Raw genomic sequence first — 13,651 nt, 5'->3', positions numbered from 1 at the left:
ACTATAGTAATAGATTCGGATCGGGCGGGCTACCGTCCGACCGGCACTTCCGCACCGACCCGGACCGTCGGGCCGCAGGCCGCCGCGGCGAGCGCGCCGGTGTCCAACTCGAACCCGAATCCCGGCCGGTCCGGCAGCCGCAGCCGGCCTCCCGCGACCACCGGCGGCTCCCGGGCGATGTCGTGGGGCAGGTCGAGGAAGTAGAGGACCTCGGCCGGATACCGGCTCGTATCCGGCGTCGCCGCCGCGAACGACGCCGCCGCGAACGTGCCGACGGCCGACTCGCCCTGGCTGCCGACGACCACATCCACGCCGGCCACCGCGCAGAAGTCGCGGATCGTCGCCGAGCGGCGCAGGGCCGTACGGGCGGTCTTGATGCTCACCATGCCGACCCGGCCGGCCAGCACGGCCGCGCCGGCCGAGGCCGGGTCGGGACAGCTCTCGTCGCCGACGACCGGCACGGGGCTGCTCCGGGCGTAGGCCGGTCCGCCGACCGCCCCGGGTGGACACGGCTCCTCCAGCCAGGCCAGCCCGGCCTCGCGGGTCGCGGCCACGAACCGGGCCGCCTGCGCCGAGGTGTAGCCCTGGTTGGCGTCGGCGTAGAGCAGGGCGTCCGGGCCGAGCGCCGTGCGTACCGCCCGGGTGGTGGCGATGTCCAGGTCGGGGTCGATCCCGACCTTCAGCTTGAAGGCCGTGACCCCCCAACCGGTCGACGCCTCCACCGCGGCGGCGGCCACCTCGTCGGGCCGCCCCCAACTGAGCAGCGTGGCGGCGGCGACGTCGCCGGCGTGACCGCCGAGCAACTGGTAGGCGGGCAGCCCGACGAAGCGGGCCAGTGCGTCGAACATCGCCAGCTCGACGGCGCTGCGGGCGGTGGGGTTGCCGACCAGGTGCCGGGTACGGGCCCGAAAAAGCTCCGGCCGGCCGACCGGGGTGCCGACGGCGGCCGGGGCGAGGACCCGGTCCAGCACGTCGAGCACCGAGGCCAGCGTCTCGCCGTACACCATGGGGCGCGGGATGGCCTCCCCATAGCCGGTGGTCCCGTCGGCCAGGCGTACGGCGACGAGCACGTGCTCGGCGACGTCGTCGGAGCCGATGGCGTACCGGACCGACCGGCGCAGCGGTAGGCGGAACGGGGTGATCTCGACCGACTCGACCAGCGGCGTCATATCCGCTTCCCGTCCCGACCCCGGGTGAGCCGGTCGCGGATGCCGTCACCGACCATGGAGAACGCCAGGATGGTCAGGAAGATCATCAACAGCGGCGGCAGCATCGGGAATCCGTTGCGGGACACCGACCCGAACGCCTCGCGGGTCATCCCGCCCCAGGTCGCGTCCGGCGCCTGCACGCCGAGTCCGAGGAAGCTCAGGCTGGCTTCCGCGATGACCACCAGTCCCAGGCTGTACGTCGTCTGGATCAGCAGCGGTCCGCTGGCGTTCGGCAGCATGTGTCGCAACAGGATCCGGGCCGGCGAACAGCCGATCGCCTGGCACGCCTCGATGTACGGCTCGTTGCGGATGCCGGACGCGGCGCCCCGCGCCACCCGGAAGAACCTGGGCGCGAAGACGATGCCGACCGCGATCATCGCGTTGGTCAGGCCCGGCCCGAGGATGCCGACGATGGCCAGGGCCAGGATCAGCGTCGGCACGCTCATCACCGAGTCGGCGATCCGGCCGAGCACGGCGTCGACGATCCCACCGGCGTATCCGGCGACCAGGCCGAGCGGGATACCCAGGACCACCGCCGTGCCGACCGCCTGCAACGTCGCCACCAGGGTCAGCCGGGCGCCGGCGATCAGCCGGGCGAGGGTGTCCCGCCCGTACGCGTCGGTGCCGAGCCAGTGGTCGCCGCTCGGTGACTCCATCCGGCGCAGCAGGTCCTGCGCGTTCGGGTCGGTGCGGACCAGCAGGTCACCGACCAGTGCCAGCAGGACCAGCCCGGCGATGAAGACCAGCCCGACCTTCGGGGCGAGGCCGAGGCCGCCCTTTCCCGAGCGGCCGCCTTTCGTCCCCGGCCTCATGCCGGCCCCGATCGGCCCGGTCTTCTTCCTGGTCGGTGCGGTGCCGCTCATGGTCACCCCCGCAGCTTCGGGTCGAAGTAGGTGTAGGAGGCGTCGACGATGAGGTTCATCAGCAGGATCAGCGCGGCGCTGACCAGCACGATCCCCTGGATCATCGGATAGTCGTGGTAGAGGACGGCGTTGAGCGCCTCCGAGCCGAGCCCCGGCAAGGTGAAGATCAGCTCGATGACCACCGCGCCGCCGAGCACCCGGGCCGCCTGCAGCCCTAGCACGGTCACCACCGGTACGGCCGCGTTCTTGCCGGCGTACTTCGCGATCACCACCCGGCGCGGGATGCCCATCGCCACGGCGGTCTGTACGTAGTCGCGTTCCAGCACGTCGACCACCGCCCCGCGGGTCTGCCGGACCAGTTCGGCCGCCGGGTCGACGGCGAGGGCCAGCGCCGGCAGCGTGACGCTCAACGCCCAGCCCGTCGGATCCTCGCCCAGCGCCACGTAGCCGCCGGCCGGGAACCAGGACCGGTTCACCGCGAAGACGGTGACCAGCAGCAGCCCGATCGCGAACGGTGGTGCCGCCATCGCGCCGGCGGAGACCGACGAGATGATCCGGTCGAAGGCGCTGCCCCGCTTCACCGCGGCCAGGACCCCGAGCGGTACGGCGACGAGCAGCGCGACGGCCAGGGCGAGGAAGGTCAGCCACAGGGTCACCGGCAAGGCCGCCAGGATCGCCTCGCTCACCGGCCGGTTGGTGTAGAGCGAGGTGCCCATGTCGCCCCGGGCCAGGTCACCTAGGTAGCCGACGTAGCGTTCCAAGATGGAGTCGTTGAGGCCCAACCGTTCCCGGGTCTCCTCGATGTCCTGCGCGGTCGCGTTGTCGCCAGCCACGATGGCGGCCGGGTCGCCGGGCGTCAGGTCCATCAGCAGCAGGACGCCCAGGATGAGGATCAGCAGCATCGGGACGATGGTGGCCAGCCGTCGGCCGACGACGCTCAGCACGGCGCTGGCCCCTTCTCGACCCGCACCGGACCGGCGCCGGCACGGGCCGGCCCGCCACCGGTGCCGTCCCGCGTGCCGGACGCCACGAAGCAGGCCACCGCGCCGCCGTCGGGCCGTTCCACCAGCGGTGGCGGCTCGGCGCCGCACCGGTCGATCCGCAGCGGGCAGCGGGGCGCGTACTGGCAGCCGGCCACCGGCGCCGGGCCGGTGGCCGGTTCCGTCGTGGTCGCCTGCCGTTCGCGCTGGCGTACCGGGTCGGCGACCGGGATCGCGTGCAGCAGCCGCCGGGTGTACGGGTGTGCCGCGTGGGCGAAGACCTGCTCGGCGTCACCGGTCTCGACGACCCGGCCCCGGTACATCACGACGATCTCGTGGGCGATCGCCCGGACCAGCGACAGGTCATGGGAGATGAACACCAGCGCGATACCGCGCTCGCGTTGCAGGTCCCGCAGCAGGTTGAGGATCTGGCCCCGGATCGACACGTCGAGCGCCGCCACCGCCTCGTCGCAGACCAGGACCGACGGGCCCGGCGCGAGCGCCCGGGCGATCGCGATCCGTTGCAGCTGACCGCCGGAGAAGCCGGACGGGTAGCGTTCGCCCTGCCCCGGATCGACGCCGACGCTGCGCAGCAGGTCGTCGACCCGGGCCCGGACCTCGTCGCGGCCCAGGCCGGGTTCGTGCACGTGCAGCGGTTCGGCGACCGAGTCGCGGACCCGCATCCGCGGATCCATCGAGGTGAACGGGTCCTGGTGCACCATCTGGGCGTTCCGCCGCCAGGCGCGCAGCTCGCGGCGCCGCAGGCGGCTCACGTCGATTCCGCCGGCCGACACCGAGCCGTGGTCGGCCTGGATGAGCCGCAGCAGCAGCCGGGCGACGGTCGACTTGCCCGACCCGGACTCGCCGACGATGCCGAGGGTGCGGCCGGCGTGCACCGCCAGGCTCACGTCCTGCACGGCGGGGACCGTACGCACCGCCCGGCCGACCAGGTTGCGCGAGGTGACGAACGTCTTGTGCAGGTTGCGGGCGGCGATCACCGGCGGTCCGGCCGGGATCGCGCCGTCAACGGCGACCATGGGCAACTCCCTGCTTGACGAGAGCCGGTTCGCCGGCGCGTACGCAGCGCACCGACCGGGGTCCGTCGACGTGGACCGGTGGCGGATGGTCGGTGCACCGCTCGCCGTCGACCACCGGGCAGCGGGTGGCGAAGCGGCAGCCGGCCGGCCATTCGCCGGGCAGGGCGACCCGGCCGGGGATCGACACGAACCGCTCGGAGCGGTGCACCTCGGTCGGTACGGCGGCCAGCAGGGCGGCTGTGTACGGGTGCTGCGGGTCGGCGAAGAGATCCAGGACCGGTGCCTGCTCGACGACCTGGCCGGCGTACATGACCGCCACCCGGTCGGCGAGGTCGGCCACGACGCCGAGATCGTGGGTGATGATGACGATCGCCAGGTTGAGCTGGTCCCGTAGTTCCCGTAGCAGTGCCAGGATCTGCTCCTGCACGGTGACGTCGAGGGCCGTCGAGGGCTCGTCGGCGATCAGGATCTTCGGCGAGCAGGCCAGCGCCATCGCGATCATGACCCGCTGGCACATGCCGCCGCTGAACTGGTGCGGATAGGCCCGGGCCCGCTCCTGCGGCGACGGGATGTGCACCAGCGAGAGCATCTCGACCGCACGGTCCCACGCCTGCCGGCGGCCGCATCCGGTGTGGTGCCGGACCACGTCGGCGATCTGGTGCCCGACGGTGAACGCCGGGTTCAGGCTGCGCATCGGCTGCTGGAAGATCATCGCGATCTCGGCGCCCCGGACCCGGTCCCGTTCCCGGCGCCCGAGGCCGAGCAGGCTCCGGCCGTCGTAGCGGATGTCGCCACCGGTGATCCGGCCGCCCTGCAGGTCCAGCAACTGCATGACGGCCAGCGAGGAGACCGTCTTGCCGCAGCCGGACTCCCCGACGATGCCGAGCACCTCACCGGCGCGTACGTCGTAACTGACGCCGTCGAGCACCCGGGTCCAGCCGGCCGCCCCCCGGAAGTCGACGCTGAGGTCGGACACCTCCAGCAGCGGCCGGGTCTCGTCGTCCATCCCGTCTCCTGTCCCCGGTACGGGGACCCCGACCGCTCGCCGTCGGGGTCCCGCGCCGTCCCTTTCCGCCCGTTCGGATCAGCTGGTGATGCCGAGCCGGGTCGGGTCGAAGATGTACGAGTAGGAGTAGAAGGCGCCCGGCTCGACCTGCACGTTCGTGCCGGTCAGCCAGCCGAACTGCGGCGCGCACACCATGATGTGGGTGGGCGAGCCGGTCAGGTGGCCGCTGATCTTCTGCATCGCCGACGCGCGTTCCGGGCTGCCGATGGCGAACTGTGCCGACTCGTCGACCAGGGCGGTCAGTTCCGGCGACGCCGGCCCACCGACCGCGTCGGTGGCGAGGTAGGAGGTCGAGAGCGTCAGCGCCGGATCGACACCCGCGGTGATCAGTGCCGAGAACGCGTCCCAGCCGCCCTTACGCCACTCCGCGCGGGCCTCGCCGCCGGGGACGTTGGTCAGCTCCAGGGTGATGCCCACCTCGGCGAGCTGGGCCTGCACGGCCTGGGCGATCTCGGTGTAGGGGCTGACCCCGACCACGTTGGTGCGCAGCACCAGGTTCGTCACGCCCGCCTCGGCCAGCAGTCGCCGGGCTTCGGCCTGGTCGTACCTGATCTGGCTGTCGAGTGCGGGGTCGTTGCCGACGCTGGCCGCGGTGAACGGCTGCAGCGCGGGTACGCACTCGCCCTCCATCAGGCCGTCGTTGATCGCTTCGCGGTTGACCGCGAGGTTCAGCGCGCGCCGGACCCGCTCGTCGGACAGCTGGGGGTGCTTGGTGTTGAGCAGAATGCCGATGACCGCCGAGCCCAGCGCCCGTTCGATCTTCGCCTGCCCCCGCGTCTCCAGCTCCTGCGCCTGCTGGAAGATCGTCGCGGGCAGTTGCATGACGTCCAGCTGCCCGGTACGCAGCGCGTTGAAGCGGGCGTTGTCGTCGGGGATGGACCGGTAGGTGATTTTCGCGACCTTGGCCCGGTCTGGTGCCCAGTAGCCGTCGAACCGCTCGTAGGTGGCGCTGTCGCTGGTGGAACTCACCAGCTTGTACGGTCCCGCGCCGACCGGTTGCTGCGCGACGTTGCCGTCGAACGCCGCCGGGCTGATCATCGCTCCGGGGATGTCGGCGAGGCTGTACGGCAGGAGGCTGCCGTCGCCGTTGAGGTTGAAGACCACGGTGCCGGCGTCGGGCGTCTGCACCGAGTCGATGAGGGCGAAGACCCGCGCGACGGTGGAGCCGTCGAGTTCCTTGCCCCGCGTGATGTTGGCGGCGACCGCCTCGGCGTCGAACGGGGTGCCGTCGTGGAACGTCACGCCGGAGCGCAGCTTCATCGTCAGGGTGCGGCGGTCGTCCGCCAGCTCCCACGACTCGGCGAGCATCGGTTCCAGTTTGTTGTCGGCGAACGACAGCAGGCGGTCGTAGATCGGGAAGTCCCACGGCACGTCGGTCGCGAAGTTGCGCGACAGGTGCGGGTCGAAGCTCGTCCCGAAGGCGTTGGTGGCCAGCCGCAGCTCGGCCGACCGGTCCAGGGCACCGCCGGACGTGTTGCCCGACGGTGAGCGCTGCCCGCCCCCGCCGCCGCAGCCGGCCAGGGCCAGGCTCACGGCGATCAGGGACACAAGCAACCGCGACTTGTATCTCATGGGTTGTCTCCCTCGTGCGCCGACCGCGTCGCGCGGTCCTCGACAGCACCACTTCCGGCGGATCGATCGGTCGAACGACGAGCGGTGCACCGCACCGGAGCGTCACCGTCCGCCGGAAGTTCTGAACCTTTGTCGGCTCGTTACGTTGAGCCGGCCGAATCTCTCGTACGGTGTCCTGACCAGCACAGATGCCCATGCCGGACGTCGCCGAGCCTTTCGTGATCTCGGCCACTATGAGAATAGTATGCATAGATTTTGCAAGTCAACGACATGCCGCTGTAACATCCCGTAACTTTCAGTGAGCCATCGGCCGCCGCCCGCCGCGTCAGGCGGGCAGGTCTGCCGGCAGCCGGTAGCGCATCTCCCGCGCCTCGCGCAGCACGTGCCGGGTGGCGGCCACCTCCTCGGCGGTCGGCTCCGGCAGCTCCGACAGCTCGCCCGGCTCCTCCCGCAGCCACCGGAAGCAGGCGCGGGCCTCCTGCCAGGACACCCCGGGGCGCAGCGCCGCCGGGACGAAGCCCTCCCGGCTGTCGAACGTGAGCCGTCCGAGCGGTGTCAACAACACCTCCGGGCCGCGACCGGCCGGATAGCCCAGCCGTTCCCGCTCCCCCGGCCCGGACAGGTGTCCGGGGCTGGTGACGTAGTCGACCCGTTCCGGATACGCCCGGGCCCGGTCACCGGTACTTAACAGCACCAGGCCACGCCCCAGGCTGCCCAGTTCGGTCCCGCCGCCGGAGCCGGGCAGCCGTACGGTCGGCCGGTCGTAGTCGCCCACCACGGTCGTGTTGACGTTGCCCCTCCGGTCGACGATCGGCGCCTCGAGGAACGTACGGGTCACCCGGCCACGCCCCAGCCACGAATAGAGGGCGTCCATGCTGCCGGCGCACATCGGCGCGCCCACCGCGGCCCGCAGGTCCGACGGCGAGGTGGACAGCTGCGGGGTGAGGCGGTCCTCGACGATGCCGCACTCGTAGACCACGACCAGGTCCGGTGCGTGCAGGTGACGCGCGATGCGCGCCGCGACCATCGGCCAGTGGAAGCCGACGAAGGTCACCTCGCCGTCCCGGAACTCCCGGGCCGCGTTGATCAGGAACCATTCGAACGGGTGGACGGTCGACATGTCACCACCACCGGTCCCGCAACGCCAGCGCCGCCAGGCGGTCGCCGCCGAGCCGGGCCAGGAAACCCGGATGGTCGTCGGTGCCGTCGATCCAGTCCCGCACGTAGTCCTCGAATCCCTCGACGGTGGCGGTCGCCGCCCCGTAGTCGATGTGGTGGTCCAGGTCGCGGCGGTAGTAGCCGGAGCTGTCAGTCGGATGGGCCGCCCACGGCTCCACCACCACCGCCTCCACCGCGAAGCCGGGCACGACGGTGAGTTCGGGCCGCTCCCGAACCACCTCGGTGGCCACCACCTCCTCGGCTACCAGGACGATCCGCTCGCACGCCCCGATCGCATACCGCAGCTCGGCGGTCGGACCGAAGACCTGACCGTTGCCGAACTCGTCGACCCGCTGCACGTGGAAGATCCCGATCCGGGGCGTGATCGCCCGCGCGACGCTGACCAGCTCATGGTCGCCGAACGGCGAGGTGACCGTGCCGAGCTTGTCCGGCCAGCGCCGGCGTACCAGGTCGTGGCCGCTGAGCGTGACCGGGGTGGTCGGCATGAACGGCAGGCCCAGGGCACCGGCCGCCAGTCCCATCGTCATCGCGCCGAAGCTGAGTTCCTCGATCGCCGGCCGGTTCGGGTGGCCGCCCTCGACCGCCCGCCGAAATGCGTGCGCCGGCTCGGGGCCGACCGAGTTCCACACGTGGCAGAACGCCAGCTCGGCGACGCAGCCGGCGCCGACCAGCAGGTCGACCAGCACTCCCCCGCTGGTCTTGAGTACGTCCAACCCGGTCCGGCGCTGGCGGACGATCTCGTGCGCCAGCGCCATCGGGTCGCCGAAGGCGAACCCGCCGATCAACAACTGCTGCCCGTCCGGCACAAGGTCCGCGACCAGTTCGCGCATGGACATCCGGGGCACCCGTCTGGGCATGACACCACCTCCCACCGGCACGGAACCGCCGGTTGTTCGATTCGGACGATCTGTCGGGCCGGCACCGTCGGCTCGGCACCGGCGACGCGGGCGGGCGTCAGGCCCGCTCGAACGCGGCGGCCATGCCCTGCCCGCCACCGACGCACATCGTCTCCAGGGCGTACCGGCCACGACGCCGGCGCAGCTCGTGCAGGAGCGAGGTCATGATCCGTACGCCGGTGGCGGCGATCGGATGACCGAGCGAGATCCCGCCCCCGTTGACATTGACCCGCTCGTCGTCTCGCAGGCCCCACTCGGTCAGCACGCTGAGCACCTGGCAGGCGAACGCCTCGTTGACCTCGATCAGGTCGAAGTCGTCGAGCCGCAGGCCGGTCGCCGCGAGCAGGCGGGCGGTCGCCGGCACCGGCCCGATTCCCATCAGCGCCGGATCGCAGCCCGCCGCCGCCCATCCGACCAGGAACCCCACCGGCTCCAGGTTGAGCCGGTCGAGGGCGTCCTCGGCCACCACCAGGCAGGCGGCCGCCGCGTCGTTCTGCTGCGCGGCGTTGCCGGCGGTCACCGTGCCACCGGCCCGGATCGCCCGGAGTCCGGCGAGCGCCGTCGCGTCGGTGTCCGGACGGATGCCCTCGTCGGTCGTGAACGGCACCGGATCACCCCGGCGGCGAGGAACCTCGACCGGCACCACCTCGGCGTCGAACCGGCCGGCCGCCCAGGCCGCCGCGGCGCGCCGGTGGCTGACCACCGCGAACGCGTCGGACTCGGCGCGGGAGATGTCATAGCGGGCGGCCAGGTTCTCCGCCGTCTCGATCATTCCCGAGATGGGTCCGTGCCGCCATTCCGGTTGCGACCGCTGCCGGCCGCGGTCGAGCCGGTCGTGCAGGACCGAGCCGCCGGACCGCCGACCCCAGCGCACGTCGGTCGTGTAGTGCTCGATGTTGCTCATCGACTCGACGCCGCCGGCCACCACACAGTCCGCGGCACCGGTCTGCACCATCATCGCCGCCGTCACCACCGCCTGCAGGCCGCCGCCGCAACGCCGGTCGATCTGCAGGCCCGGAACGTGTTCGGGCAGGCCGGCGTGCAGTGCCACCCAGCGACCCACGCACGGTGTCTCCGAGTTCGCGTAGGACTGCGCCAACACCACGTCGCCGATCGATCCGGGATCGACGCCGGACCGTTCGACGACCGCGCGGACCACCGTCGCGGCGAGGTCCTCCACCGGTACGGGACGCAGCGCCCCGCCGAACGCACCGACCGGGGTACGCAGCGGGCTGACGATCGCGGCTCGCCTCATCATCGACCTCCTGCTCTCGTGGTTCCCGACCGTGCGGGCGACGCCGACGCCCGAAGCGACTCCGCAAGGGCGGGCCGGTGTTCCGGCGCGGCGATCGCCAGCATCCGTTCGCGGCGCTGGGCGAGGGTGAGCCGGCGCAGGTCGGCGACTCCGTGCTCGGTAACCACCACGCAGGCGTCGCTGCGGGCGGTGCTGACCGGCCCGCTCAACTGGACGACGATCCGCGAGGTTCCCCGCGACGTGGCCGGGAGCGCGACGACGGGTACGCCGCCGGGCGACCGCCGCGCCCCGCGCAGGAAGTCCACCGCGCCGCCGACCGCGCCGACGTACTCCCCACCCACCTCCTCGGCGTTGATCTGCCCGGTCAGGTCGACCTGTAGCGCGGAGTTGACCGCGACGAACCGGTGCTGGGCCGCCAGCACTTCCGGATCATGGGTGTAGGTCGTCTCCCGCAACTGGAAGGCGGGATCGTGTCCGGCGGCCCGGAAGAGCCGCTCGGTCCCCATCAGCAGGCCGGTCACCACCTTGCCGCGATCGACGGTCTTGCGTCGGCCGGTCACCACGCCTGCCGACATCAGGTCCACGACCGCGTCGGTCACCAGACCGGAGTGGACACCCAGGTCGCGATGATTGGCCAGTTGCGCCAGAATCGCCGACGGAAGCGAGCCGAGACCGACCTGCAGCGTCGCCCCGTCGGGCACGAGTTCCGCCACCCGGCGTGCGATCGCGAGGTCGATCTGCGCCGGCGGCCTGGACGGCATCTCGACCGGTGGTCGCCGCGTCGGCACGACGACGTCGATCCGGTCCGGGTCCAGCCGGCCGCCGCACTCCACCCGGGGCACCAGTTCGTTGACCTCGGCAATCACCACGCGGGCGCGCGCGAGGGCGGCGGTCAGGTACTCCTGCGCGAGGCCGTACCGGAAGGTCCCGTCCGGGTCGGGCGGCGGCACCAGAAGCAGTAGCACGTCGATGCGGAACTCATCCGAGGCAAACAGTTGCGGCAGCGTGGAGTAGTGGCCGGGCAGGATGTCGAGCCGGCCGGCCCGGATCAGCTCGCGGTTGGCCCCGGTACCGCAGTAGGACACGAACGAGACCACGTCGGTGTGCTCGGGGCGTACGGTGTCGGCGGCGGGGATGCCGAGAAAGCACCGGAACGGGCCGATGTCCGCCCGGTCGGCCAGCAGCCGCTCGACCAGTGGCCGCGGTTCGGCGCAGCCCTGCCCCCACAGCACCGTGTCACCGGCCCGGACATGGCGCCGTAGGTCCAGATCGGCGAGCGGGATCTCGGTCGGCACGGCTAACCGCCGGCCAGTGTGGCTTGCCCGGATACCCGGTCCCCGCCTCCGCCGGCGGAGGCCGACAGCCGTGCCGAGTCGCCGGACCGGTCGCCGCGACACTCGATCGTCTCGTGGTCGAAGACCGGTCGCCGCACCCGCCAGTCGAACGACGTGACCGGTACCTCGTGCCGGCGCGGCAGCTCGAGCAGGAGCAACGCCAGCAGCGGCCCGTGCACGAGCAGCCCCGGTTGTCCCTCGACGTCTGTGGCGTAGGAGCGGTCATAGTGGATCCGGTGGGTGTTGTGGGTCAGCGCGCTGAACCGGAAGAGCAGCACCGGATCGGGCGGTATCGACAGCCGCCAGGTCGGCTCCGGCTCGGCCGGCACCACTTGCCCGGGGACCGGCCGGTTCGGATCCGACCCTTCGGGGCGGGCGCCTCGGGGGTCGGCCAGGTAGACGACCTCGCGTTCCTCAGCCAGTCGCAGTTCGCCGGCCACCGACAGCTCCGACCGCAAGGTGACGATGAGCATCTCGCCGCTGCGCCCGGTCCGGGTCCGCGCCGCTGCCACCGACGTACGGCGCTGAACCTCGTCGCCGCAGCGCAGCCCGCCGTACGTCCACATTCGGCCACCGCCGAACAGCCGGCGGCCGTAGTCGACCGGTGGCATGAAGCCGGTGTCCCGGGGATGGCCGTCCGGGCCCAGTGCCGCCTGCGGATGGTGGACCGGGAAGTAGAACCAGTGCCAGAGCGGGGGCAACAGGTCGCCGTCGGCGCGTACCGGCGACGGCTGGTCGAGCAGGGCGGCGAAGCCGGCGGCCGGACCGGCCGTGATGGTGTCGTGCTCGTGCATGTCTGGCGGCCGCCACGCCTCGATCCCGGCCGCGAAGCCCGGCGCGGCGGGGTCCGGGCCGGTCACCGGTTCGCCCGTTCGATCAACTGTCGGACGATGACGGTGCGCAGAACCTCGTTGGTGCCCTCGCCGACGATCATCAGTGGGGCGTCCCGGAAGTACCGCTCGACGTCGAACTCGGTCGAGTAGCCGTAGCCGCCGTGGACGCGGACCGCGTCGAGGGCGATCTGCATCGCCGTCTCGCTGGCGAACAGCTTCGCCATCCCGGCCTCCAGGTCGGCACGCCCGCCGGAGTCGATCTTCCGGGCCGCGTCGAGGGTCAGCAGGCGGGCGGCCCGCAGGCTGGTCGCCATGTCGGCCAGATAGTTGCCGATCGACTGGTGCTGCCAGATCGGTCTGCCGAAGGTCTCGCGTTCCTGTGCGTAGCTGATCGAGTCGTCCAGCGCGGCCTGTCCGACTCCCAGCGCGCGGGCGGCGACCTGGATCCGGCCCACCTCGAGGCCACGCATCATCTGTGCGAAGCCGGCGCCCTCTGCGGCGCCGAGGACCGCGTCCCCGGGTACGAACACGTCGTCGAGCACCACCTCGCACGCCTCGACGCCTTTGTAGCCGAGCTTGGGGATATCCCGTGACACCGTGTAGCCGTGCGCTGGCTCGACGAGTAGCACGCTCACCCCCTTGTGGGCGGGCCGCGCGGCGGGATCGGTCTTGAGCAGGAGGGCGACGAGCCCGGCCCGCCGCGCGTTGCTGATCCAGGTCTTGGTCCCGTTGACCAGAAAGCCGTCACCGTGCCTGGTCGCGACGGTGCGCATGGCCTGCAGGTCCGAACCGCCGCCAGGCTCGGTGAGCGCCATCGTCGCCCGGATCTGCCCGGTCGCGAGGCTTGGCAGGTATCTGGACCGCTGCTCGGCGGTCCCGAACGTGCGCAGGAGGTAGACCACGACGGAATGCCCACCCATGGCGCCGGCCAGGCTCATCCAGCCGCGGGCCAGTTGCTCGGTGACCGCGACGAAGCACTCCATCGACGCGTCGATACCGCCGTACTCCTCGGGAACCAGCAGGCCGTAGATCCCGAGGCGTTTCATCTCCTCGATGAACGCCTCCGGGTAGTCGTTGGCGTGTTCGATGTCCCGGACTGTCGGGCGGACCTCGCGATCGACGAAGCGGGCCACGGTGTCGACGATCTCGCTCTCTTCCTCCGTCACGTCCGACCCCTATCCATGCGCATCATAGCCATATATTGACTCCACGTTACGTGCACGTCAAGAGGCCATGCCGCGAGAACAAGTGGCTCACCACAGGCGGACGCCCGCCCCTTGACTTGAGCGCAGCATCGGCTGCGGAGTGCGCGTACGCGTACACGAAGGGTCGGACCATCCGGGGCGACCTCGCCGGTGGCGACCGGCGGAAACCACCGGAACCCGACCGGCGACGACACGCCCGCCCGCCACGGCGGCGTCCTCGGTC

The 13,651-nt window shown here is 71.7% G+C and carries 12 protein-coding genes; all 12 read right to left on the bottom strand.

The genetic code is table 11. The features are described 5' to 3' along the window. Window positions 1-29: 29 nt before the first annotated feature. The 12 genes from QCD66_RS16055 to QCD66_RS16000 all read right to left on the bottom strand — a co-directional run bounded on the left by QCD66_RS16055 (window position 30) and on the right by QCD66_RS16000 (window position 13,389). The gene (locus QCD66_RS16055) at window positions 30-1,169 is read right to left on the bottom strand and encodes a mandelate racemase/muconate lactonizing enzyme family protein (RefSeq protein ID WP_375733830.1); all 1,140 of its coding nucleotides are present in this window, start codon (window positions 1,167-1,169) and stop codon (window positions 30-32) included. After that, window positions 1,166-2,071, bottom strand: coding sequence for an ABC transporter permease (locus tag QCD66_RS16050; protein ID WP_375733831.1), 906 nt, complete (start codon window positions 2,069-2,071; stop codon window positions 1,166-1,168). The genes QCD66_RS16055 and QCD66_RS16050 overlap by 4 nt, the downstream gene beginning before the upstream one ends. A gap of 2 nt (window positions 2,072-2,073) precedes the next feature. Then, on the bottom strand, window positions 2,074-3,015 hold the full coding sequence (locus QCD66_RS16045) for an ABC transporter permease (protein WP_407567180.1): 942 nt from the start codon (window positions 3,013-3,015) through the stop codon (window positions 2,074-2,076). Further along, window positions 3,009-4,088 carry an oligopeptide/dipeptide ABC transporter ATP-binding protein gene (locus QCD66_RS16040; RefSeq protein WP_407567179.1) on the bottom strand — a complete coding sequence of 360 codons (1,080 nt, stop codon included), beginning with the start codon at window positions 4,086-4,088 and terminating at the stop codon, window positions 3,009-3,011. The genes QCD66_RS16045 and QCD66_RS16040 overlap by 7 nt, the downstream gene beginning before the upstream one ends. Then, the gene (locus tag QCD66_RS16035) at window positions 4,075-5,094 is read right to left on the bottom strand and encodes an ABC transporter ATP-binding protein (RefSeq protein WP_375733833.1); all 1,020 of its coding nucleotides are present in this window, start codon (window positions 5,092-5,094) and stop codon (window positions 4,075-4,077) included. Before QCD66_RS16035 ends, QCD66_RS16040 begins: the two co-directional genes overlap by 14 nt. A 78-nt stretch (window positions 5,095-5,172) precedes the next feature. Then, window positions 5,173-6,726: an ABC transporter substrate-binding protein gene (locus tag QCD66_RS16030; RefSeq protein WP_375733834.1), complete on the bottom strand. Its 1,554-nt coding sequence runs from the start codon at window positions 6,724-6,726 to the stop codon at window positions 5,173-5,175. Between the two features lie 325 nt (window positions 6,727-7,051). Next, entirely contained in the window at window positions 7,052-7,846 is a 795-nt protein-coding gene (locus QCD66_RS16025) for a CoA-transferase (protein ID WP_375733835.1), read from the bottom strand. Window position 7,847: 1 nt separating this feature from the next. Then, window positions 7,848-8,762 carry a CoA transferase subunit A gene (locus QCD66_RS16020; RefSeq protein ID WP_375733836.1) on the bottom strand — a complete coding sequence of 305 codons (915 nt, stop codon included), beginning with the start codon at window positions 8,760-8,762 and terminating at the stop codon, window positions 7,848-7,850. A gap of 97 nt (window positions 8,763-8,859) precedes the next feature. Beyond that, on the bottom strand, window positions 8,860-10,056 hold the full coding sequence (locus QCD66_RS16015; RefSeq protein ID WP_375733837.1) for an acetyl-CoA C-acetyltransferase: 1,197 nt from the start codon (window positions 10,054-10,056) through the stop codon (window positions 8,860-8,862). After that, window positions 10,056-11,351: an acetyl-CoA hydrolase/transferase family protein gene (locus QCD66_RS16010; protein ID WP_375733838.1), complete on the bottom strand. Its 1,296-nt coding sequence runs from the start codon at window positions 11,349-11,351 to the stop codon at window positions 10,056-10,058. Before QCD66_RS16010 ends, QCD66_RS16015 begins: the two co-directional genes overlap by 1 nt. 2 nt (window positions 11,352-11,353) lie before the next feature. Further along, window positions 11,354-12,250 carry a MaoC family dehydratase N-terminal domain-containing protein gene (locus QCD66_RS16005; RefSeq protein ID WP_375733839.1) on the bottom strand — a complete coding sequence of 299 codons (897 nt, stop codon included), beginning with the start codon at window positions 12,248-12,250 and terminating at the stop codon, window positions 11,354-11,356. Continuing rightward, on the bottom strand, window positions 12,247-13,389 hold the full coding sequence (locus QCD66_RS16000; protein ID WP_364218806.1) for an acyl-CoA dehydrogenase family protein: 1,143 nt from the start codon (window positions 13,387-13,389) through the stop codon (window positions 12,247-12,249). Before QCD66_RS16000 ends, QCD66_RS16005 begins: the two co-directional genes overlap by 4 nt. Between the last annotated feature and the right edge of the window lie 262 nt (window positions 13,390-13,651).

Source organism: Polymorphospora sp. A560 (assembly GCF_045781765.1).
Lineage (GTDB): Bacteria > Actinomycetota > Actinomycetes > Mycobacteriales > Micromonosporaceae > Polymorphospora > Polymorphospora lycopeni.
This window is presented reverse-complemented; position numbering and strand designations above follow the sequence as displayed.